The sequence below is a fragment of the Clostridium tertium genome (assembly GCF_017873245.1).
Taxonomy (GTDB): Bacteria; Bacillota; Clostridia; order Clostridiales; family Clostridiaceae; genus Clostridium; species Clostridium tertium.
This window is the reverse complement of record NZ_JAGGJY010000018.1, coordinates 39,871-62,408: the sequence shown is the minus strand read 5'-3', so window position 1 is coordinate 62,408 and position 22,538 is coordinate 39,871. Positions and strand designations below refer to the sequence as shown.

24 protein-coding genes are annotated in these 22,538 nt (G+C 26.4%); 1 reads left to right on the top strand and 23 read right to left on the bottom strand.

The genetic code is table 11. The features are described from left to right. Positions 1-178: 178 nt before the first annotated feature. The 23 genes from J2Z25_RS16440 to J2Z25_RS16330 all read right to left on the bottom strand — a co-directional run bounded on the left by J2Z25_RS16440 (position 179) and on the right by J2Z25_RS16330 (position 21,417). Entirely contained in the window at positions 179-547 is a 369-nt protein-coding gene (locus J2Z25_RS16440) for a DUF4180 domain-containing protein (protein ID WP_111927800.1), read from the bottom strand. Between the two features lies 1 nt (position 548). Continuing rightward, positions 549-1,103: a PadR family transcriptional regulator gene (locus tag J2Z25_RS16435; RefSeq protein WP_172617190.1), complete on the bottom strand. Its 555-nt coding sequence runs from the start codon at positions 1,101-1,103 to the stop codon at positions 549-551. 329 nt (positions 1,104-1,432) lie between these two features. Continuing rightward, positions 1,433-3,370: a KUP/HAK/KT family potassium transporter gene (locus J2Z25_RS16430; protein ID WP_111927802.1), complete on the bottom strand. Its 1,938-nt coding sequence runs from the start codon at positions 3,368-3,370 to the stop codon at positions 1,433-1,435. Between the two features lie 339 nt (positions 3,371-3,709). Continuing rightward, on the bottom strand, positions 3,710-4,327 hold the full coding sequence (locus J2Z25_RS16425; protein WP_209741335.1) for a nuclease-related domain-containing protein: 618 nt from the start codon (positions 4,325-4,327) through the stop codon (positions 3,710-3,712). A gap of 151 nt (positions 4,328-4,478) precedes the next feature. Next, positions 4,479-6,194: a methyl-accepting chemotaxis protein gene (locus J2Z25_RS16420; protein WP_209741334.1), complete on the bottom strand. Its 1,716-nt coding sequence runs from the start codon at positions 6,192-6,194 to the stop codon at positions 4,479-4,481. Between the two features lie 618 nt (positions 6,195-6,812). Further along, on the bottom strand, positions 6,813-7,022 hold the full coding sequence (locus J2Z25_RS16415) for an alpha/beta-type small acid-soluble spore protein (RefSeq protein WP_008678918.1): 210 nt from the start codon (positions 7,020-7,022) through the stop codon (positions 6,813-6,815). 203 nt (positions 7,023-7,225) lie between these two features. Further along, complete coding sequence (locus J2Z25_RS16410) at positions 7,226-7,528, bottom strand: spore coat protein (protein ID WP_209741333.1); 303 nt, start codon at positions 7,526-7,528, stop codon at positions 7,226-7,228. A gap of 3 nt (positions 7,529-7,531) precedes the next feature. Beyond that, a complete protein-coding gene (locus tag J2Z25_RS16405) occupies positions 7,532-7,747 on the bottom strand; it encodes a hypothetical protein (RefSeq protein ID WP_111927805.1) in 216 nt (71 codons plus the stop codon). A gap of 99 nt (positions 7,748-7,846) precedes the next feature. Then, positions 7,847-8,110 carry a hypothetical protein gene (locus J2Z25_RS16400; protein ID WP_209741332.1) on the bottom strand — a complete coding sequence of 88 codons (264 nt, stop codon included), beginning with the start codon at positions 8,108-8,110 and terminating at the stop codon, positions 7,847-7,849. A 199-nt stretch (positions 8,111-8,309) separates the two neighbouring features. After that, positions 8,310-9,533 (bottom strand): amidohydrolase family protein, encoded by a 1,224-nt coding sequence (locus tag J2Z25_RS16395; RefSeq protein ID WP_209741331.1) that lies wholly within the window; start codon positions 9,531-9,533, stop codon positions 8,310-8,312. Positions 9,534-9,541: 8 nt separating this feature from the next. Beyond that, complete coding sequence (locus J2Z25_RS16390) at positions 9,542-10,612, bottom strand: hypothetical protein (protein ID WP_209741330.1); 1,071 nt, start codon at positions 10,610-10,612, stop codon at positions 9,542-9,544. A gap of 116 nt (positions 10,613-10,728) precedes the next feature. Continuing rightward, entirely contained in the window at positions 10,729-11,385 is a 657-nt protein-coding gene (locus J2Z25_RS16385) for an NADPH-dependent FMN reductase family protein (protein WP_209741329.1), read from the bottom strand. After that, positions 11,382-11,885, bottom strand: a complete 504-nt coding sequence (locus J2Z25_RS16380; protein ID WP_097033355.1) for a flavodoxin family protein — start codon at positions 11,883-11,885, stop codon at positions 11,382-11,384. Before J2Z25_RS16380 ends, J2Z25_RS16385 begins: the two co-directional genes overlap by 4 nt. A gap of 302 nt (positions 11,886-12,187) precedes the next feature. Then, on the bottom strand, positions 12,188-13,588 hold the full coding sequence (locus tag J2Z25_RS16375) for a sensor histidine kinase (RefSeq protein WP_209741328.1): 1,401 nt from the start codon (positions 13,586-13,588) through the stop codon (positions 12,188-12,190). A gap of 1 nt (position 13,589) precedes the next feature. Beyond that, complete coding sequence (locus J2Z25_RS16370; protein WP_209741327.1) at positions 13,590-14,294, bottom strand: response regulator transcription factor; 705 nt, start codon at positions 14,292-14,294, stop codon at positions 13,590-13,592. Between the two features lie 240 nt (positions 14,295-14,534). Continuing rightward, the gene (locus J2Z25_RS16365; protein WP_209741326.1) at positions 14,535-15,248 is read right to left on the bottom strand and encodes an ABC transporter permease; all 714 of its coding nucleotides are present in this window, start codon (positions 15,246-15,248) and stop codon (positions 14,535-14,537) included. Between the two features lie 14 nt (positions 15,249-15,262). Continuing rightward, positions 15,263-16,009, bottom strand: a complete 747-nt coding sequence (locus J2Z25_RS16360) for an ABC transporter permease (protein WP_111927813.1) — start codon at positions 16,007-16,009, stop codon at positions 15,263-15,265. A 2-nt stretch (positions 16,010-16,011) separates the two neighbouring features. Next, positions 16,012-16,923 (bottom strand): ABC transporter ATP-binding protein, encoded by a 912-nt coding sequence (locus J2Z25_RS16355; protein WP_111927814.1) that lies wholly within the window; start codon positions 16,921-16,923, stop codon positions 16,012-16,014. Between the two features lie 160 nt (positions 16,924-17,083). Continuing rightward, positions 17,084-17,980 carry a dihydrodipicolinate synthase family protein gene (locus J2Z25_RS16350; protein WP_111927815.1) on the bottom strand — a complete coding sequence of 299 codons (897 nt, stop codon included), beginning with the start codon at positions 17,978-17,980 and terminating at the stop codon, positions 17,084-17,086. Positions 17,981-18,002: 22 nt separating this feature from the next. Continuing rightward, entirely contained in the window at positions 18,003-18,896 is an 894-nt protein-coding gene (locus J2Z25_RS16345; RefSeq protein WP_209741325.1) for a fumarylacetoacetate hydrolase family protein, read from the bottom strand. 49 nt (positions 18,897-18,945) lie between these two features. Beyond that, the gene (locus tag J2Z25_RS16340) at positions 18,946-20,106 is read right to left on the bottom strand and encodes a UxaA family hydrolase (protein ID WP_111927817.1); all 1,161 of its coding nucleotides are present in this window, start codon (positions 20,104-20,106) and stop codon (positions 18,946-18,948) included. 11 nt (positions 20,107-20,117) lie between these two features. Further along, complete coding sequence (locus J2Z25_RS16335) at positions 20,118-20,396, bottom strand: UxaA family hydrolase (RefSeq protein WP_097033347.1); 279 nt, start codon at positions 20,394-20,396, stop codon at positions 20,118-20,120. Positions 20,397-20,433: 37 nt separating this feature from the next. Next, positions 20,434-21,417: a 2-keto-3-deoxygluconate permease gene (locus tag J2Z25_RS16330; RefSeq protein WP_097033346.1), complete on the bottom strand. Its 984-nt coding sequence runs from the start codon at positions 21,415-21,417 to the stop codon at positions 20,434-20,436. A 192-nt stretch (positions 21,418-21,609) separates the two neighbouring features. Here J2Z25_RS16330 and J2Z25_RS16325 point away from each other — a divergent pair, with 192 nt between their 5' ends. Continuing rightward, entirely contained in the window at positions 21,610-22,404 is a 795-nt protein-coding gene (locus J2Z25_RS16325; RefSeq protein WP_111927819.1) for an IclR family transcriptional regulator, read from the top strand. Positions 22,405-22,538: the final 134 nt, after the last annotated feature.

The window sequence follows — 22,538 nt, the reverse complement described above, 5'->3', positions numbered from 1 at the left end:
TTCCTTATTATATAAATATCTATTAATATTACTAATAAATCTTAAAACTCATTCAATTAAAATAAATATTATCAAATAAAAATTATTATTTATTTAAATTATAGCATAAAAGTATGATTCAACTAAGTTTTACCATAAAAAAAGATTATGGAGTTTTTTATTTTCTCCATAATCTTTTTTATTTTTTATTAGCCAACTTATTAATTGCTTCTTCTTGAGTAGAAGTAAAATATATACTATTGCCTCTATTACTTTCATAAATGAAATCTTTTAATGCTTTACTTGTATACACAGAAAAATCTCCCCAAATAGCAAATTTAGTTTTGTAATTGATAAAGCGTTGTAAAATATCACCTGCAATTCCTGTGCTTAACTTAAAGAAATCTTCTATTACAGCTTCTTTATTAATAGCAATTCTATAGCAACCAGTTTCATATGATATTGTAGCCATTAAATCTAATGCTGATTGTACATCCGTTAATATTACATCTTTACTTTCTATAATAGCAACTTCTATTCCTTTATTACTTACCTTTGTAATTTTCATTTTAATTCCCCTTATTTAAATTATTTAATAAACCTTCTTTTACTTTTTCAATCCATTTCAATTCATTTTCATATGACATAATCATATTTTCATAAAGCATTTTCCAAATAAAATACTCTTGATTAGTACGATCTTTAAAATGCTTTTCTCTTCTTTGTTCCTCTTTATACATAGATATATATTTTTTAACTTCTGCTTCATATTTTGATAGTAATAACTCAACCTCATTAATATCTAAACGCCCTGACCACGCAAGCTGTATTAAAAATTGCTTTTTAAATTCAGGTACTTCAACATTAGTATTAATAATCCAATTTTCTAATTCTTTTAATCCTAATTCTGTAATGGAATATATTTTTTTAGAAGGGGCACTTTCTTGATGCTTCACTTCATTCACTACTAAATTCTTTTCCAGTAATTGAACTAGTGATTTATATATCTGATTATTATTACCTGACCAGTAAAAAAATGGGGACTCTTGAATAATTTTTTTTATATCATATCCAGTCAATGGTTGCCAACTTAACATTCCTAAAATTGCATAATCTATTGTCATTATTATTCCTCCTCTAACCTATGTTAATATTAACATAGGTATACAATATCATATGTATATTTTATAGTCAATATATAATATACATATTTTCATTCCATAAAATTTCAATTTATTCTTATAAACTATATCTTAATTATTAAACTATAAAAAATAAGATAGACTTATTTGAGCTGTCCCCTTTGTACTTAACAGGACCATATCAATTAAAAGCCTACCTTTATAATTTTATCAATTCATTCTATTTATTTTTAATATATTAACTTATCGTAATTCAGCATTTCCCTATATTAATTATTCTTTAATGCATTTTTATTACTATATTAATATTTTTAATTTATCCTTGTCAAAGTTAATACATCTTTACAACCTATTATAATTGGAACTTTCTCTATTTTAACAATACTAGTATCTATCCCAAACCATTTAGCTGGTGAAACAGTCCATTTTTTAATTAATAATTTTATACTAGTTATAAAGTTATCCCACCTAGAAAGCTCATGTTCATTAGAAAGTACTTCTTCTAATAATACAAATTTAAAATCTCCAACAACAAATTTTCCATTTTGATTAATAGTATAATCCTTTGGAGTATATTTAATTTCACCACTTTTAACTAAATCTTGAATTATTTGATGTAAAAACACATTTATCTTTTGGTCTATACGGAAACCTAGATTAAATTGAATACTAAATGCTTCATTTGGAACAATTGTTTTTACACTATATTCTGTAGTATATGGTTCATCTGTTACTCTAACATTTATAAACCAATAGAATTTTGCACGTTTAGGTTGTTTATTAAAAATAGAAAATATTATCTTACTTTCTATTTTCTTATTATCTTGTGATTCTGTCAAATAAACAAGATTAGTTGCATATAAAGGTATTTCTTTATCTTCTTGCAATGATTTAAAGTGTTTTTTATAAGCTAGTATATTGACATATTCACTAAATCTTTTTCTAATTATCGTACCGTAAATCCAAATATACATTAGGAATATAAGAGCACCTGCAATTATAATAGTAACATATCCACCATGTATAAATTTAAATAAATTAGCATATAGGAATGCAGTTTCTATAACCATAAATGTTGCAAATACTATTACAGACATAATCTTTTTCTTTCTATTAAATCTCAAATATTGAGATAATAAAATAGTTGTCATAAGCATTGTTATCGTAATTGCCAAGCCGTATGCTGCTTCCATATTTTCTGATTTTTGAAATTTTAAAACTAATAATACACACCCAATATATAATAAATAGTTAACAGCTGGTATATAAATTTTTCCCTTATCCTCATTAGGATATCTTACTTGAAGTTTTGGGAACATATTTAATTTAATTGCTTCAGAAACTAAAGTAAATGATCCTGTAATTAACGCTTGGCTAGCAATAATTGCTGCAATTGTAGCTATTATAGTTCCTGGTATAACAAACCAACTTGGCATAATTAAAAAGAATGGATTTTCAGTAATTACACTTCCCTCTCTTAACATTAACCATGCACCTTGACCTAAATAATTTACAACTAAACATATTTTTACAAACACCCATGTATAGTGAATATTTTTCTTTCCACAGTGTCCAAGATCTGAATAAAGTGCTTCTGCTCCAGTAGTGCAAAGGAAAACAGCACCTAAAATATAAACACTTCTAGGATTTGTAATTAATAAATTAATTCCATAATAAGGATTCAAGGCTTTTATTATTTGAGGATACTGCATTACTTGACTAAATCCTAAAGCAAAAAGCATAAAAAACCATATAACCATCATTGGTCCAAATACTTTTCCTATTACATCAGTTCCAAATCTTTGAAGTAAAAATAATGCTGTTATTATACTTATAACAATTATAATTATTCCTTTAGTTTCTATTGGAAAAACTAAAGTTAAACCTTCTATTGCAGATGTTACTGTTACTGGTGGCGTGATCATTCCATCTGCAAGTAATGTTGCTCCACCTATAACTGCAGGTATAATTAGCCACTTGGCCTTTTTTCTAACAAGGGTATATAAAGAAAATATACCTCCCTCACCTTTATTATCTGCTTCTAAAGTTATCATCACATATTTTATTGTTGTTTGAAGCGTTAAAGTCCAAAAAACAAGAGATACTCCTCCCAAAATAAGCTGACTCGATATGTATCCATTGTCCACTCCTAGCATTGATTTCATAACATAGAGAGGTGATGTACCTATATCTCCATATACAATTCCTAATGCTACTAAAAGAGACGCTATGCTAACCTTTTTATTCATTTTCTTACTTTTCCTTCCTATGTTAACAAATTAAAAATCTAACTTACTCATTATAATCCCGACTTCTTTTAATGTCCACGTCACTTATATTAGATATTTAGACTTTATTTTTTAATATAGTTATATATATTTATAGAAATCTTTATTCATTATTATAATTCTTCAAAATACTCAAAAATACTTTAAAATACTCAAAAATAAAAATCAGGAATATATATACTAAATTATTCCTGATTTTAATAATATAAATTATATTAATATTTCTGTATAAATTAAATTTTATCCTGATATAAACTTAGTTATAATTAGTTATAAATTTATAACTTAACAAAGCTTTCCCTATGAAATATTTCTATTAATCCTTTTAACATGTTTTTTTCTAGCTCTATTACTATGTACGTTCCCCTTCTTTATTGAATTATAAATACATTCAATTTCTTCCTTTGAGAGTCTTATATCGGAAGAATATTTTTTTATAAATTTCTTTAGTTTTTTAAGTTGAATTACTGGAGTCTCCGTTTTTACTTTCTTTAATTTTGATTTGTTTGTAAAAACTATTACTGATATAAATACTCCTTTTCTGCCTATATATTCTTCTAAAGCTTTTATATGTCCATAGTTTTGTCTAATAGGATTATAAAATTCATTTTTATTTCTATTTATAATTTGTATCCAATATTTTGAATATTGTTCTCCATATATTGAACCACTATAATCCTTTGTTTCTATTACAAATATTCCCTTTTTGCCTATTAATATATGGTCAATTTGGCTCGAACCATTTTCCCTTTTTATTAGTATGTCACTCAATAGTTTATATCCTTTTAATTTACTAAGGACTTGATTTACTTCCTTTTCCCCTAAATTTAATTCATGCTTTGATTTAGCCTTTCTAATTAAAATTACTGCTATAACTAGTGCTAATAAAATTACTATTATTATCTTTTGTGTATTCATCTCTTTCTCCTAATTTTCTCTTTTGTATCATATATAATAAATATTTTGCTATATTATAACAACTTTATAAATCAATTTCAAATAAAAAGTGTAACGATACATTAAAAAGCTAGACAATCCTAATTTGTCTAGCTTTTTATAAACTTAATACCTAAATTTTAAATTTTAATACCATTTCATTAAGATTTTGTGCAAGCTCAGCTTGACTTTGTGCTGTTAGAGAAACTTGCTCTATAGCTCTTGTAGTTTCATCCATGCTTTCCTTGATTATAACTGAATCTTCACTTGACTTTTGTGAAGATTCCGCCATATTTTGGACTGCTTCACTAACTTGTCCGATTGTAGCTGTAATTTCTTCTGACATAGCTGCAATTTCATCAGACATTTTACTTACAAGATCTGAATCATTATAGTATTGATTTCCTGTTTCTTTATATGCTTGAAATTGTGCATTTACATCTTTATTTATAAATTCTAATATTTCATTACCTGTTTCATTACTACTCTTAAAGGCAGCTTGAACATTTTTAATTGTTTCTTGAATAGTAAATGCTGACTCCTTTGATTCTTCTGCAAGTTTCCTTACTTCATCTGCTACAACAGCAAATCCTTTACCTTGTTCCCCTGCTCTTGCTGCTTCAATAGCTGCATTTAATGCAAGTAAATTTGTTTGTTCTGCTATACTTCCTATTGTATCTGCCATTACTTTAATAGTTTCTACTATTTTTCCATCTTCAATTGCTTTTTTCATCTTATTTTGTTTTTCATCATATATCTTTATTGTCTCTTCAATTGCTTTTTCACTATTATTTTTAACTTCAGATGCTCTAGATTTTGATTTATTTGCATTATTACTTCCATCCATTGCAGTAGCAGATAATACATTTATACTTGCATCTACTTCTTGAACAGAAGCACTTATTTCTTCAGATGCAGCACTTGATTCTTCCATTCCTGCAGCAATATTATTAACTGCTTCATCAATAATTTCTACTTTTGATAATAATTCCTCTACAGTTGCTGAAAGCTCCTCTGATGAAGCACTTATATCTTCTGAGTTTTCCATAATCATTTTTATTAAGTCATTTACATTTTCTTGAGCTGAATTTAAAGCTATAGCTGTTTCTCCAAATTCATCTTTTCTAGTTATACTAATTGGAATAGAGAAATCGTAACTAGATAATCTATAAGCTAGATTTTTTATTTTATTTAGCGGATCTATAATATTTTTACTTAATATATAAGCCATAAAGATTATAATACAAAATGTTATTACTGTAGAAATTAAAACTATGTACGAAAATTTATTAAATTCATTTATGTTTTTTAAATTAGTATTTTGAGCTAAGTTTTCATTTATTTCAATTGCCTTTATCAACTTATTAAACATAGAATCTATTATTTTTTCTATCTCTGAATTATTGATAGTTTCTGCTTCATCATATTTATTTGATTTTAATAAATCAAATACTTTTAATTTTAATTCCCTATATTTAAATAAATCCTCTTTAAAGTCTAAAAACAAACTTTTTTCCTCTTCTGTAATATCTAGGTCTTCATATTCCTTTATTAATTCTTCATTTTGAAAAACTATACCATCAATTAATCTTATTTCTTCATCTAACTTATCTTTATTTTTATCAGAAATCATTTTTATTATATTAATATAATCATAATTTAAATTTGATTTCAGAGATTGTAAATTTTTAATAGATACTAAATTAGTACTATACATATTATTTGCATTTTTGTTAATTGACCACGAGCTAAAGAGCCCTGTAGCACCAATCAATAACATTAGAATACATATTACTGAAAATATTGATATAAGTTTATTTTTTACTTTTAAATTAATAAAAAACTTCATTTTTATTTTATCCTTTCTTTTGTAATTATTTGTTATTTAATTATAATTATTACTTCACTTTATATTTTCGTATGATTTAAAGCATATTTTAAAGTATTATCATAAAAATTTTAAATTTATTATAAAGATATAATTTAGTTAAAACTTATAATATTATTTATATTTAAATCCTTTACTTTTATCATATTAATAAGACTATTTTATACTTTTGATTTTTTACTTATAATATTATTACTCTACTTAATACACTTTCTTCTTTTCTACAGTTTTAAAGATTTTTTAATACTTTTATTTTATATTTTTTAATTATAAATATTTTATCTAGAAACTTTTTTATTTTTTAAGTATTATATACTTTAATCTTATTTATATTTATTTTATTATTAGTATATTTTATTTTTTGTTTGTTTTATCATCATTTACGAGTATATTAGTTAAGATTGTTTTTTTGTATTTCTTTCTTTATATTATATATGCATTTATAAATCTTTTAAGGTAAAAAGTATATTTACTTTTTACTATAATTAAACAAAATAATAAAAGGATTAATGAATATTTTGTTATCATTAATCCTTTTTCATATTAGTATTATTTATACTATGTTTTTGGTTTTATTGATTATTTAATTTGGTTTTCGTATTGTTCAACCATTCTCTTAACCATTTCTCCGCCAACACTTCCATTTTGTCTTGAAGTAAGGTTTCCCTTATCTGCACTTTCATAGTTGCTTAATCCAACTTCTGTTGCAACTTCATTTTTTAATCTGTTTAATCCTGCTTTTGCTTCTGGTACTAAATTTCTGTTACTTCCATTATTATTTGATGCCATATCTTACATCTCCTTTTCATATTATTTTTGTTGACACTATTATATTAACCAGTCTGAAAATTAATAATCTATAAAAATATTAGATATTTTAGAATTCAAATCCTTAATTGGATAATCACCCCACTAAGTTTCACTTATATTATCTTTTCATTTTGAAATATTCTCAATAGTAATTAGAATTCTTAAATTTTAATAAGTATTTTTTATTTATTTTCATTAATAACACTTTTTGATTCATTATATGCACAAGTCAACTGATCAACTGAAGGACTATAAGGTTTAATCCACCCCTTAGTAATACTTAACTCTGTAAGAGCTGTATGACCTTCTACCATTTGTCCTAATGAAGCTGAATATATCGCTCTCAATTCAGGCGTACTACTTGTTAATGTAGAATTAAGATACAAATCTGCAGCTTCTTTAGCCGAAGAAAGCATACTTAAAGCTATGATTTCATCATTTATATCAATATTATTTTTAATTAACTTCCCAATCATATTCTTCATATATTAATCCTCCTTTACAATTAAAACGTTATTTTCTTTTATAAATTGTTGTATTCCTTTAATTCTTCCCTCTGATGCTAAAATACTTGCATCTGTCTGTCTTTTTAAATCTTCATCAGATATTAATGTAGATATTGCTCTTTGCATAATTAGTCCGTCATTTTCCATTTTTAGCACGGCTGCCAAAGATAATTTTTCAATTTCTGAAAGTGTTCTCATTTTTATCATCACATATAATATATTTTCCAATCCATATTATGTGTATTTATATCGAATATTAATCTTGGTAATGTTTGTATTACTATTTTAAGACATTATTTATATATTAAAAAGAATATCAATTTTATTGTTGATATTCTTTTTGTAAAACGAAACTCTCTTATAATATTCATTTTCAACATCATTTCTTATATAGAAGTTTTCCCATGCTTGCTCTCCAGTTACTCTTACTTTAATTATTATCTTATCTTCTTCATTATTGATATCTAATATTTCAAATGTTCCAAAATCACCTAAGTCATATTTACCTTTTTCATTTTTATTTAATAAATGCATTTTGAAGTTCTCTTCATTTATTCTCATAAACTTCTCCTTTCCGTAAGGTCCTTACACTTATTAATTAGATTAAATTTCATATTTTCTATAAAAACTTCAATAAATTTCTTTACAATTTATTATAAATAAAAAAATAAATCAGCATATACATCAAAACTTAAGTATATGCTGATTTCATAACTACATATTCACTTTTTCTAATATTATTCATTCATTTTTACTATTATTATCTTTCCTTATCTATTACACACTTTCCTTTATAAAATACTTTAATAATATCCTTAATATCAGTAATTTCTAATCCAGGTATTCCTTTGCTTGCTATAAAATTTGCTTTCATTCCAACTTTTAATGCTCCTATTTTTTCTTCTAATCCTAATACCTTAGCTCCATTTAAAGTTATTAATGATAAAATTTCATTTTCATCTAATCCCGCATCTTTTAACTTAAGCATACCTTGATTTGATATTTTCATTAATACTTCTGGTCCTCTTGGGCTATCATCTTCAAAGTTTAACCATGGCAGATTTATATCTGGAGGTAGATATGAATCTGTTGCTATTGCTATAATTATTCCCTCTTTAACTAATGCTTCAATTTCTTCTGGTGAATTTGGTTTTAAGTGTGTCCCACCTAATGGTGTTGCAACAATTATTATATTTTCTTCTTTTGCTTTTTTAATTAATTCATTTGTTATTCCATGTCCATGGTGTATAACATCTATTTTAGCTTCTATGGCCATTTTTATTCCTTCTTCTCCAGCAACATGGCATCCTATCTTCTTTCCTTTATTATGAAACATTTTTGATATTTTATTTAATTCTTCTTGTGTATAAATTATTTCTCCTGCCTTTGGAACTAATTCTTCTTTTAAATTAGCAGGAGTGGCATTTATAAATACATTTTCTCCTGGATATTCACTTTCATCAATTATCTTTTCTAATATTTCTTCATTTATAAGTGTTTCTTTATCAACTGAACTTTTTCCTGTAACAGCTGTTAAATTAACTAAATTTTCAAATCCTATTGTTATGCTGTTAGTTGAAAATACTATATCTAAAGGCAATGTTTTCATTTTTTCCTTAATCTTATTTAAATTCATTTCATACATTGGTGATCCACAAACTTGTTCACCAAAAGCTGTTACTCCAGACATTAATCCATTTAAAATTAAAGTATCTTGTGCTATTTCATAAGTTTCTTCTGTGACTGGATAAACTGTTGATGGAGCATATTCAAATAAATGCGTATGACAATCTATAAGTGATGGTGTAATTACTAAATCCTTAAAATCTATAACTTCTAAATCCTTATACTTGGATTTAATATCATTATAATCACCTATATCACTTATTATTCCATCACTTACTACAAAGGCCCCATTGCTTAAAGTTTTAATGTCACTTACTGTGATTATCTTATTTGATGTTACAATATATTTATTATTCATATCAACCTCTATATAATTAATGGTGTTAAAAGTAATCCTATTATTAAGCAACTTACAAATTTAATTGCAGTACCCAATACCCCTGCTAATAATGCTTCTCTTTCATTTAAATCTGAATTTTCTTTCCAAGTTACAGGTATTTGTCCAAATAGTACTGATAATGGTAAGCCCGAATTTGCAAGAACAAATCCTCCTACTACAAGTGCTGGTGCAATATTACTCGTTTCATTTAACTGTGCCATTGCCAAAGTTGGGCTTGCTAATACAGATACAATACCTGTTACTGGCTCTATACTTAACCATTGAAGAACTGTTGTCATTCCACTTTGTATAACTGTCCAAATTCCGAAGAAATCTAAAATACCAATTATAGTAAATACTGCCGCCACTGCTGGAATAATCACTAAAAACAAAAGATATGCTCCTTCTTTTGCAGAACTAAATATTGTGTCTAATAATTTAGTTTCTGGAGTAAACCTTGGTAATTCTTCTAATTCTACTGCTTTAGTATCCCTATATACGGTTTTAGATAAAATAATTGGAACCAGTACTATAGGTAAAAAGACACTAATTAATACTAAAGGTAATGCTGATATTCCAAACTTAGTTAAAGCTACTATCCCAAGAACAAGCGTTGCAAAAGATTGAGGAGATTGTATCATAGTTGCTATAGCAATTTTTTGCTCCGCTTTTGTAGCTCTTGCCTTTTTTAAAACAGGCCCTGATATAGCCCCTGCTGCATTAATATCACCTAATACATTATATACGCTTGGGATAATTACAGAAGGATTTACCTTAAATATTTTCATTATAGGAATAAAAATCCTAATTAGTGCATCTGTGAAACCTAATCTTTCTAAAACTCTCCCTACTATTACACTTATTATAATAGCTACTCCAACTTCACTTAATAGAAATACATCAACTACTATAGGGAATACTTGTTTTGTAATACTATCAAACAAACCTGATATTGATTCTGGTGATACTAAAAGCGTTATGAACGAAATAATAACTAAAGCTAGACCTACTATTTCAATTCCTCTCCACTTTTTTCTTGAATTTTTGTCTAATTCCATTTATATTCTCCTAATATTTCTATGTAATATATACTATTATGCCTTTCTGGAAAAGTTTACAAAACACAAAATCTGGGTTCTAAGCGAACTTCACTATTACCCAGATTTTATCTTTTTTATTTTCTTATATATAAGTCTCTTACCTTCAATTTATTAGCTTTAATAGCTTGCTTCCATCCCATCTCTGCAGCAAACTTATATGCAAATCTCGGAAAATTTGCAGAAATGAATATATTATCGTCACTTGAAGCATTTAATATATTTTTTGAAATAGTAGTTAATGCACTTCCTAAATTTTTCTTAGGTCCATGGCCTTCTGGAACATCTTTAACTGAGTGTAAAAGTGGACCAGCACCAATACCAATCCCCTGTCCCCATTTAAGTTCACATTTTCCAGACCAATTTTCAATTATTTCAATAGCTGACTTATTTTGCTCTCCTTCATAAAATCCACTATTAACTAAAGCATAAACTTTAATATTTTTTTCTTTGATATTTTTTAAGATTTCTTCTAACTGAACAAGGCAACTTAATAAATGAGATGGAACTCCATCTACATATAAAGGGAATATAAAAACTAAAATATCAGATGTTACTACTTCTTCAATTACAGCACTATCTAACTTATTTTTTCTAAAATTATATTCAGAAATACTTATGTTTCTCTCTGCTTCATCCTCACTATTATTCAAGAAAATTTTTAATTCATTTAATATAAGTCCTGAAGCACTATCTTTCACTTTAGGACTTCCGTTTATCAATGTTATTTTCATAGTATCAGCCCCTCCATTTCCTTAATATCATTAACAAATGAAACATTTGATATCTCCCAGTATAGATTTATACAATTGGCTTTTACTATTCTTCTTGCAGTTTGCTTTTCTTTCTCTGTTATTTTATTTTCATAAAACCAAACCTTCATATCAACTTTATTATCATATCTTCTTTGATGATGCATTTCCCCATTATTTATTTTAAAGAAAGGTAATACATAAGAAATACTCCTATCTAAAACATTTTTTACAAATGGACTAAACCCTCCATAAACACATTCACTTATTATAATAACTTCATCACATTTTGATAAGTATTCTCCCATATCACCATATTTATCTCTTATAACGCAAGCTCCAGGTGTTTTTAGCCAACAACCGAAACATCCAATACAATTATGAATACTACCATCATCTGAAATTACACTTGTATCTTCTAATCCATTAGGAAACAATTTTTCAAATTCTTCACTTTTTAAATCGTGTATTATTAATCTCATCATATCACCCCATATTTTACTTTTAATATTCCCCTTTTATTATTTTACCTATTTTATACTATCTCATTATTATTAAATAGCTCTATATTATAATTATGCAATAATAAATTTAAAATATATACACTTTATCCCAAAACTTTATTTTATTCACATTTTAATCCTATTAAATTCTATTATGGCACTAAAAGCAATATGATATTAATATGATATATTAATATCTATATATTAAGTTATAAAAAAACAGTAAATAGATTTATTATCCACAAACCTATTTACTGCTTTTTTAATTATAAGTATTGTACTTAATACTTTATAGCTATAATTATTTTAGTACCTACTCCAACTTCACTTTCTATATTAATACTTCCATTATGAGATTCTATTACTTCTTTAGCTATTGCCATTCCAAGGCCTGATCCATTAGATGCTGAACTTGTATTTACTCCTTTATAGTACCTATTAAAGATATTTTTTAGATCTTCTTTTCTTATTCCTTGCCCATTATCTTCTACAATTATATTTATATTATTTTCTTTCTTTAATACAAAAACATCAACGATAGTATCTTTAGAATTATGCTCTAAAGAATTTATTATAAGATTATTTATTGCTCTTTTTAAATATTTTTTATCACAGTTTAATCTTATATTTTCATCATGATAATTAAAATTTATTTCTCTATCACTATATTTAATATTATTTAATAAGTCTATTATACTTTCTTGTACTAAATTAATTAAATTTTCTTCCTTAAAATTAATAGGAAGCACTTTATTTTTCAATTTGTAAACTAAAGATAAATCATTAACTAAATCTTGAATATAATTGCTGTTATCTAAAATAGCACTACCATATCTTTTGGCTTCGTCAATATTTATCTCATATTGATCTCCATTTAAAAGTTGTGCATATCCTTTAATTGAGCTTAATGGAGTTTTTAAATCATGGCTAATATTAGCTATCCATTCTTCTTTTGCTTTATCTGCTTCTTTTCTCTCTATTTCATTTTCCTTTAAAATAATAGATAAGTTATTAATATTTTTGCTTACCTCTTTAAATATCCCTTGCTTATTTTTCTTATTTTCATATATTCCATTTTTTAAATCATCTATATCTTCAACAACTGATACCATTGGCTTAACTAAACTTCGACTAAATATATAAGCTACAATAGTCATTAAAATTAATACAAAAATAATAATTGAAATATGATATTTAAAACTTTCCTCTGTAAATATCATTTTAAATCTAAAAATTTTATCTATTGGAAAACCAACTAATAATGTATAATTTTCATTTCCTTTAGCTATATTATTTATAGAAATAGTAGTAGGTGCCTTACTTCCCCATGGATCTTGTATAAAATCTATTAAATCTGCCGTAAGATAATTACTTGGTACATTTGCAGGCTTATTTACTTCATATATTTCATTATTTTCTTTATCTAAAACCTGTATCCATATGTTATTTTCAATTAATTTATTTGTATTATTATCATCTAATTTAAAATCATTTCCTTTTTCTAAATCTTCTATATATGGTTCCATAAACTCTGAAACTTTAAATGATACACTAAATAATTCTTCTCCAAAGGTTATATTACTATTATATATTACTAAATTTAACATCCCATAAACTATCATTGTTATATAAAAAACTAATATCATAGATATTATTAATTTAATGGTTAATTTTACTTTCATATTAATTAACTAGCTTATAGCCAATCCCCTTCAAAGTTTTTATATGTTTTGGATTACTTGGATTATCTTCTAGCTTTTCTCTTAAATGCCTTATATGAACCATAATTGTATTGTCATACCCATCATATTCATATCCCCAAATTGCCTCGCATAATGAGCTTTTACTAAATACCTTATTAATATTTTTAACAAGAAATAAGATTAATGAGTATTCTTTAGCTGTTAGCAATATGTTTTCTTTACCTTTTTTCACTTCTCCTGTTTCTTCATTAATAGATATATTACCAAAAGTATATAAATTAGTTTTCACTTCACTTACTATACTTCCTCTCCTTAGTTGAGATTTAACCCTAAGAACAACTTCTTTTATGTTAAAAGGCTTAGTTACATAATCATCTCCACCAGCTTCTAATCCTTTAATTTTTTCTTCATCTTCACCCATTGCAGTTAAAAATATAATTGGACATGTAGAAAATTTTCTAATTCTATCACAAACTTTATACCCATCTATATCAGGCAAATTAACATCTAAAATTATTATATCCGGATTTTTTTCTTTAACCTGTAATATTGCATCTATACCATTATCAACTGCATATATTTCTTTAAATCCTTCTTTTATAAATACTTCTTTTAATAATGATAGTAGCTCTCTTTCGTCATCTACTAACATTATCTTTTTATTTAATATTTCATCCATAACCATGATGCCAACTCCTTTTTGTTAAATTCTCCAAGTTATCTAATTATAATACCGATATCCACCTTACATCATACTTACAATACATTTAGCTTAAAACACTGCATATCAAAAATTCTTTTATAATAATATCCTCTAGTTTCAAATATTTTAAGAAACTACATATATGAAATGTATTCAAAATTCAGATGTAATTGTTATCTATTCCATTACATCCCATTAGTTACATTTTACCATAATTATCTTTTACTTTATATCTGATTTGGTAAACCTTATAAAATCTAGAGAAAACATTACAATAGATAACAATATAGATACCACAAGTGTTATATATCTTTCAAAGCTACTTATATTTCCTCCAACTATCATCATGGAATATGTCCAAGGAGCATACACCCAAAATCTACTTTGTGCTATAAATATATTTGTAATTAACATAATAACTCCAATTGAAATCAATGGTATTATACTTGAAAAATTTCTACCAAATATAAATAGTAAAATTAATATAGGTAATGTTGTTATAAAAATTTGCAAAGCATATGATAACAATTGAAAATTAAAGCTTAAACTCTTACTTAAATAAAATTCAGATAAAACTATACAAGTAAAATATGATAGGATTGAAGCAATTAAAGTAACAATCATTACTTTATACTTAGAAAAATAAATACTACTTTTCTTAATGGGTAAAAGCATCAATTGTTTCCAACCACAATTATCATTTTCTAACTTTGTTATTACACATGCTGTATATATGTTTTGTAGTGGTAAAATTAATGATAAATAAGCAATTGCCGAAAATATAAATATTTCTTCATTAAGACTTATCCCATTCATACTTCCCATGACTTGTATTCTTTTCATAACTATTAGCACTACTGGTATTGGGATAATTAAAGCTAAAAGTAATAAAGAGCTCTTTTTAACTTTTAATAATTCTATTTTTAATAATTCCATTTCTATCCCTCCACCTAATAAATTTTCTTATTATTAAAATAGGCTTTAATTAATAAAGAACCTATTAATAATACAAATATAGATATAACTAGAACTAAGGTTATTTCATTTTTACCTTGAGTTATTGAAAATAAAGAAAATCCATATGGATTAATATTTTTAATGAACGAATCATTATAATAAATATTTGAAGAAATCATACTTAATACTGCTGCTGTTCCTAAAGATATAAGCAAATTTTTATTTCTTAGGTTTATAAATAAATGTATAACCATAATTACTAATGATGATATTAATTGTATTGCAAACATAACTATGAAAAACTTCCAAGGTATTGGTTCTTTAAACTTAAATATTATTCCTACTATTATTAAAGAAATAACATTTAATAGTAGCATTAATATACAATAAAAACTTGCTACTATATATTTTGATATTAAAATGTTACTTCTTTTTATTGGCTGTGTTAATAAAAATGTCCATGAATTATTTTTATATTCACTTTCAAATAATGTAGCTAAAATTAATGCTGCAAACATAGGCATAAAATCATTGAAATATAATATCCTTTGTTCTTTTATTAAAACCTGCCATGATGTTAAGCCTTTTTCCATAGCTTGAGGCAAGAGCCAACTTTCATATCTTATTAAAAAATCTACACATAAAAGTGCTGCTACACCTAATGGAATAGCTAATATAAATAAAATTACTAAATTTCTTTTTTCTTTTATAAATTCATTTTTTATTAAAGTCATCAACATAATTAAACCTCCTTAGTTAATCCTAAGAATATTTCCTCTAAGGAGCTTTTTTCTTGTGATAAATAGTTAATTTCATAACCTGACATAACAAGATCTCTACAAAGTGTAGATGCAGAAGCATTATTCCCTTTAACTTTTAGTTTTCCATTTTCTTCTTGAACTCTATATTTCCTAGAAGTAAGTAACTTAAATACTGAATCCTTATCTTCTTGCTTTTCTAAACCTATTAATACTTCGTTAGTTGAATTTTTCTTTAAATCATCTAGTGATCCTTGATATAATAACTTTCCTTTATTTATTACAGCAACTTCTGTAGCAACTAATTCAATTTCACTTAATATATGACTTGAAATTATTATTGTAATATTTTTTTCCTTAGCTAGATATTTTATTAAGTTCCTTATTTCTATAATTCCTGCTGGATCTAATCCATTAGTTGGTTCATCTAAAATTAAAAGCTTTGGATTTCCCATAAGAGCTTGTGCTATTCCTAATCTTTGCTTCATACCTAATGAGAATTCTCTAACCTTTTTATTTTTAGCATCCCATAAATTCACTAACTTCAATTTTTCTTCTATTTCATTTTTACTTACCTTTAATACTCTTCTTAAAATCTCTAAATTTTCATAAGCTGTTAAATGTCCATAATACGAAGGACTTTCAACTAAAGCACCTATATCTTTTAGTATTTCTTCTCTATTATCTTTAATTGATTTTCCAAAAACACTTATTTCTCCACTATTAGGTCTTATTAATCCTAATATCATTTTGATAGTTGTAGATTTTCCTGCTCCATTTGGACCTAAGAATCCATAAACTTCTCCTTCTCTAACTTTTAAATTTACTTTATCTACACTATTTACATTATTAAATTTTTTAATTAAATTTTCTGTTTTAACAATATATTGGCTCATCTTTACTCTCCTCTTAAACTTTATGAACCAATTATATATTTCCAATCTTAATGCTATTTTTAGCTGACCTTAATTTCATCTTAATTTTGAACAAAAGCCTAAGTCTATTAAAATATAAAGACTTAGGCTTTTAAAATATAATCAATATTCTAATTTATAATTACAAAAGATCTACTTCTTTCATAATATTTCTAATCTTATCTGTTTGTTCTTCATTTACTTGTATAAAAGGAGCAGTTGAATAATCCTTTATATCTAATCCTCTTAAAATCATAGCTTTTTTAATGACAGGTATAAATGGCTTCCCAATATCATATATGTCCATCATTTTATCTACTATTTCTTGAATTCTAGAAACTTCAATCATATCTTTATTATCTATGGCTTTTACCCACTCTGCAAACAATTCTGGATATAAATTGGATAGACCTCCAATACATCCATCACCACCACTTAGAATATTGTGTGCAAAATTTTCATCATATCCTGATAAAATTATAAAGTCAGGAAATTCCTTTTTTATTTCTCTAATAAGCTTTCTAGTATGTCCCATTTCAACCACTGTATCTTTATATCCTATAATATTCTTATGCTTCTTTAATAAATTTAAAACTATTTCAGCTGATAAATCATAGCTATTTCTATCTGGAAAATTATATAATATAATATTTCCATTTATATTTTTAGCAATTTTATCATAATATTCTATTATACTTTCATTTGATAATGAAAAATAATATGGTCCTATTATCATAACTGCTTCTGCTCCAGAATTCAATGCATAGTTTGATAACTCTATTGTTTCATCTTCTCTCATGCAGCTTGTACCAATATATACTTTTATTTTTCCTTTAGTATAGCTAAGCACTTCATCTATAAGCTGTATTTTTTGTTCCTTAGTCATTGAGAAGAACTCACCTGTACTTCCCATAATAACTAATCCATCAACTCCTCCATTTATTAAATGATCCCATATATTTTTATTTGCTTGAATATCAAGATTTCCTTGCTGATCAAATGCTGTTACTACTGGTGTTAAAAACATTGACTTTCTCATTATTTCTCCTTTTCTAATCCAACTATTTTACTATATTTATTAACTTACCAATCTTAGAAATTTCACAAATTACGGTATCTCCTATTTTCATGAATTTCTTTGGATTATATCCCATTCCAACTCCAGATGGAGTTCCTGTTGCAATTATATCTCCAGGTTCTAAAGTAATACCGTCAGATATCTCTTCAATTATTTTAGCAATATCTGATATAAATAATTTTGTGTTAGACTTTTGCCTAAGCTCACCATTTACATAACTAGCCAAATCAACTTCTATTGGAAATGGCAGGCTTTCTTTATGCAAAATATATGGTCCCATTGCTGCATAAGTATCTATACTTTTTCCCCTGAACCATTGTCCATGTTTTTGCTGAATACTTCTTGACGAAATATCATTAAAAACTGAGTAGCCAAATATATACTCTTCTGCTTTTTCTCTTGGTATTCTAGTTCCCTTTTTGCCAATTATAACTGCAAGTTCTACTTCATAATCTAGTTCATTATCTAAATCAAGTCTACTTATAATATTCTCATTAGGTCCTATTATTTTATTAGCTCTTTTAGAAAAATAAACTGTTTCTTTTGGTTCATTAAAACTTCCTTTATTAAAACTTTCTTTAGTTTCTTCTACATGATCTCTATAATTTAGCCCTACACATATAATATCGTGTATAGGTCTATCTATTGGTGAACATATTTTCACATCTTTTAAATTATGATATTTATATTTACTGATTTCATCTATTCCTTTTCTTAAAGAAATTATCTCTTTGTCATTAATATCTTCTATTAAGTTCACCATTGATTTAAATTCTTTATCTTTTAATATTGATGAAATCTCAAGCACATAATTTTCATCCTTAGATAAAACCCCTAATGACTCTTTATCATTACAAATAAATCTTAAGAACTTCATTTATTTACCTCGTTTTCATTTCTTACTAAAGGGTATATATTATTAATCTTTATACATAATTACAAAGTCTTGCTATTGCTGTTTCTGTATATCCTAAAGATTCTGCCTTTGTTATCTTTCCTGATGAAACATCAATAACTTCTTTTAATAATTCATCTCCCATTTCTTTTAAAGTCTTTGTTCCATAAATCAATGGACTAGCATCTATATCAATATTGTCTATCATATTAGAATAAGTTATTTTATTACCTGTAATTTTTATTACTGGAGTAATTGGATTTCCTGTTGGTGTTCCTCTTCCTGTTGAAAAGACAACTATTTGAGCTCCACCAGCTACCATACCAGCTACTGATGATGGATCATTTCCAGGAGTATCCATAATAACTAGACCTTTTTCTGATACTTGCTTACCATAATCATAAACTGCATTAACAGGTGTATGTCCACCTTTGTGAATGCATCCTAAAGATTTTTCTTCTAAAGTAGTTATTCCTCCTTCTATATTACCTGGTGATGGATTTCCTTCTCTTATCTCTTCTCCAACTAATTGTAGAGCTTTCTCATATCTATGAACTATATTATATATATCATTCTTAACTTCTTCATTTTTAGCTCTTGCTGCTAATATATGCTCAGCTCCTATAAATTCAGTTGTTTCAGAAAGTATTGATGTTCCTCCAGCTTCTACCATCCTATCACTTAATTCTCCAATTAAAGGATTAGAAGCTAGTCCACTTGTTGGATCTGATCCTCCACATTCTGTACCAACAATAAGTTCTGATAATGGGAACTCTTCTCTTTGTAACATTGAAGCTTCTTGTACCATCTTTTTAGCCGCACGTACTGCTCTTTCTATAGTCTTTATTGTTCCACCATTTTCTTGTATAATAAATTTTTCTAATGGTTTATTCGTTCTTTCACTAATGGCATCTGCTACCAAATCCATTTGACAGTTTTCACAACCTAAAGACACTACTATTGTTCCATATACATTTGGATTAGCAGCCATCCCAGCCATTACATCCATAGTAAGTTGTTGATCTCCAGCTACTTGTGAACAACCATTTTGATTATTAAAAGTCACTGCTCCTTCTACTTGTGATGCTATTATTCTAGTTGTATCTGATGCACAAACACTTGCAGGTAATATAAATACTTTATTTCTTATCCCTACTCTTCCATCTGGTCTTTTATATCCTAAAAATTTCATATCAATTCCTCCTATAACTCTTCCCTATGACTTTCTATATTATGAACATGTACATGCATTCCAATTTCTATATCTTTACCAGCAATACCTATATGCTCACCATATTTTAATATAGGCTCCCCTTTTTTTATTTCCCTAATCGATACCTTATGATATATTTTAATATCTTCCATAGCGATTATTGTCTTTACTTCTCCATTTAATTTGTAGTTGACATCTGACCCTTTTTTTATTGCTTCAATTGCCACTATAACATTATCATTTTCATCGATTATCATTGAATTAATCATAATCTATACCTCCTAAAATAAATTATAAATTTACTATTTAATTATTAACGATTACATTTTTACTATTAGATTTATCTATTGGCATTTTAGGACTTCCATACTTCTTTGCCCACCAATCTGTTATTATTGGAACTAATATAGCTGTAACAACAACAGCTGCTGCGACTTGTGCTGTTGCTGTTGCTTGATAAGGCGCCCAGCTACTATCTATTAATGCTACTGCGGCTGGAACTGCTACTGCATTACCTGCTGTAGTTGCTACTGCCCATCCTGCATATCCCGGTCTTTTTCCAATGAAAACATCACAAAATACTATAAATGCCCCACCTATAATTACTGTAATTAGTCCTAATATAATTCCTTGTGGCCCGCCTTTAAGTACATTACTCAAATTTATTCCAGCTCCTAATGTTAATCCAACAAAAGGAATTAATATATTCCCAGCTGGTTCTAGAAAATCTCTTAAATCTTTATCTATATTTCCAAGTATCATTCCAACTATTATAGGGATAATTGTTGCTACTAATGCTTTTGTAGGTATATTTGCCAATCCTGATGCACCTAAAGCAATTAATGTAAAGAATGGACCATCATTTAAAGCTAATAAAGCCATTGCTGCACAATCTGTATCGTCACCGTATGTTTTCATTAAAGCTAAATAAATACTACCATTACTATTTGTAACTGCACTAATAACTGATAATGTTGTTAATCCAAAAACACCAGCAAGTCCAAAAATTTTACCAATAGAAATACCAATTACTGCACCAATTGCAAATTTAGATAGCAAAAGTATTCCTCCTCGCTTAAGAACTTTAGGCATATCTTTAAGTTGTAAAGTTGTACCTAAGCAAAATAATTGAATTCCCATTGCAGTTGCTGCTCCAGCATTAGAAAAAACAGCTGTTGTAAATGAACCAATTTGTAAAGCTTCTGGAAAGAAAGTGTTTAAAAAAGCACCTACTAATAATGGAACAATCATCATACCTGCTGGCACTTTTTTAAGAAATTTCATGATCATAGTAATCCTCCTCATAAATTCAATTTGTTCGTATATACATACCGAGTACGTATTTATGAACTCGTTAGTATTATAATATCACCTTTTCTTTCTAAAGTAAACATTTTCAAGCAACTTTATAAATTTTATTTTATTGTTTTTCTAATATATATTTGCTATAATTCACTTATTAACAAAGGAGGATATTATAAAATGAAAAAAAACGAGCATAGACCTACTGAGAGAGTTTTAGATATTTTAGAGGTACTCTCTTCAAATACTGAGGGGTTAACTCTTACTGAAATTGCTACTGCTATTGAAGCACCTAAAAGTAGCATTTTACCAGTTGTTCATACTATGTGTAGTCGTAAATTTATATTCATGGACAAAAATACTTCAAAATATACTATAGGTATATCTTCCTACTACATTGGAAAATCTTATTCTAGTAGCAAAAATGTTTTAGAATTTATAAAATCTGAAATGCGATATATAGTTAAAAAGTCAGGTGAGATATGTCAGCTAGGTATTTTAGACGGAAATAAAGTCCTTTATATAGAAAAAGTTGATTCAGATGAACCAATTAGACTAATCTCATCAATCGGAAAACGATTACCTGCATATTGTACATCAATTGGAAAGTCTTTACTTATAAATAAGACTTTAGATGAATTAAAAGAATTATATCCAGATGGATTAAAAGCCTTTACTCAAAATACTATAACTGATTTTGAAAAACTTGAAAAAGAATTAATAGAAGCTAAGACTAATGGATATGCTATAGAAAAATCCGAAATAAACGATTATACTTCTTGTATAAGTATTCCTTTATTAAAAGATTCCAAAGCTATTGCATCACTTAGTGTCAGTATTCCAACATTTAGATTTAGTGATGAAAAATTTGAATTAATTAAAAATATTTTATTAGAAGTTAGATTTAAAATAGAAACATTTTTTAAGGAAAACGATATAGATGCAGATATATTCATGTTTAATGATGTTGAGTAATTCTTATTTCTCTTTTAATTAAAATGTCTGTTCCACAACAATTGTGTAACAGACATTTTAACTCTATAACTTTAACTTATGTAATATAGTAATGATTATAGTATTTTATAAATATACTAATACTGGTTTATTTA

Bases quoted from the DNA above. Each gene is read 5' to 3' on its own strand.
- J2Z25_RS16440 (WP_111927800.1), bottom strand. From the start codon at position 547: ATGAAAATTACAAAGGTAAGTAATAAAGGAATAGAAGTTGCTATTATA.
- J2Z25_RS16435 (WP_172617190.1), bottom strand. From the start codon at position 1,103: ATGACAATAGATTATGCAATTTTAGGAATGTTAAGTTGGCAACCATTG.
- J2Z25_RS16430 (WP_111927802.1), bottom strand. From the start codon at position 3,370: ATGAATAAAAAGGTTAGCATAGCGTCTCTTTTAGTAGCATTAGGAATT.
- J2Z25_RS16425 (WP_209741335.1), bottom strand. From the start codon at position 4,327: ATGAATACACAAAAGATAATAATAGTAATTTTATTAGCACTAGTTATA.
- J2Z25_RS16420 (WP_209741334.1), bottom strand. From the start codon at position 6,194: ATGAAGTTTTTTATTAATTTAAAAGTAAAAAATAAACTTATATCAATA.
- J2Z25_RS16415 (WP_008678918.1), bottom strand. From the start codon at position 7,022: ATGGCATCAAATAATAATGGAAGTAACAGAAATTTAGTACCAGAAGCA.
- J2Z25_RS16410 (WP_209741333.1), bottom strand. From the start codon at position 7,528: ATGAAGAATATGATTGGGAAGTTAATTAAAAATAATATTGATATAAAT.
- J2Z25_RS16405 (WP_111927805.1), bottom strand. From the start codon at position 7,747: ATGAGAACACTTTCAGAAATTGAAAAATTATCTTTGGCAGCCGTGCTA.
- J2Z25_RS16400 (WP_209741332.1), bottom strand. From the start codon at position 8,110: ATGAGAATAAATGAAGAGAACTTCAAAATGCATTTATTAAATAAAAAT.
- J2Z25_RS16395 (WP_209741331.1), bottom strand. From the start codon at position 9,533: ATGAATAATAAATATATTGTAACATCAAATAAGATAATCACAGTAAGT.
- J2Z25_RS16390 (WP_209741330.1), bottom strand. From the start codon at position 10,612: ATGGAATTAGACAAAAATTCAAGAAAAAAGTGGAGAGGAATTGAAATA.
- J2Z25_RS16385 (WP_209741329.1), bottom strand. From the start codon at position 11,385: ATGAAAATAACATTGATAAACGGAAGTCCTAAAGTGAAAGATAGTGCT.
- J2Z25_RS16380 (WP_097033355.1), bottom strand. From the start codon at position 11,885: ATGAGATTAATAATACACGATTTAAAAAGTGAAGAATTTGAAAAATTG.
- J2Z25_RS16375 (WP_209741328.1), bottom strand. From the start codon at position 13,588: ATGAAAGTAAAATTAACCATTAAATTAATAATATCTATGATATTAGTT.
- J2Z25_RS16370 (WP_209741327.1), bottom strand. From the start codon at position 14,294: ATGGTTATGGATGAAATATTAAATAAAAAGATAATGTTAGTAGATGAC.
- J2Z25_RS16365 (WP_209741326.1), bottom strand. From the start codon at position 15,248: ATGGAATTATTAAAAATAGAATTATTAAAAGTTAAAAAGAGCTCTTTA.
- J2Z25_RS16360 (WP_111927813.1), bottom strand. From the start codon at position 16,009: ATGTTGATGACTTTAATAAAAAATGAATTTATAAAAGAAAAAAGAAAT.
- J2Z25_RS16355 (WP_111927814.1), bottom strand. From the start codon at position 16,923: ATGAGCCAATATATTGTTAAAACAGAAAATTTAATTAAAAAATTTAAT.
- J2Z25_RS16350 (WP_111927815.1), bottom strand. From the start codon at position 17,980: ATGAGAAAGTCAATGTTTTTAACACCAGTAGTAACAGCATTTGATCAG.
- J2Z25_RS16345 (WP_209741325.1), bottom strand. From the start codon at position 18,896: ATGAAGTTCTTAAGATTTATTTGTAATGATAAAGAGTCATTAGGGGTT.
- J2Z25_RS16340 (WP_111927817.1), bottom strand. From the start codon at position 20,106: ATGAAATTTTTAGGATATAAAAGACCAGATGGAAGAGTAGGGATAAGA.
- J2Z25_RS16335 (WP_097033347.1), bottom strand. From the start codon at position 20,396: ATGATTAATTCAATGATAATCGATGAAAATGATAATGTTATAGTGGCA.
- J2Z25_RS16330 (WP_097033346.1), bottom strand. From the start codon at position 21,417: ATGATCATGAAATTTCTTAAAAAAGTGCCAGCAGGTATGATGATTGTT.
- J2Z25_RS16325 (WP_111927819.1), top strand. From the start codon at position 21,610: ATGAAAAAAAACGAGCATAGACCTACTGAGAGAGTTTTAGATATTTTA.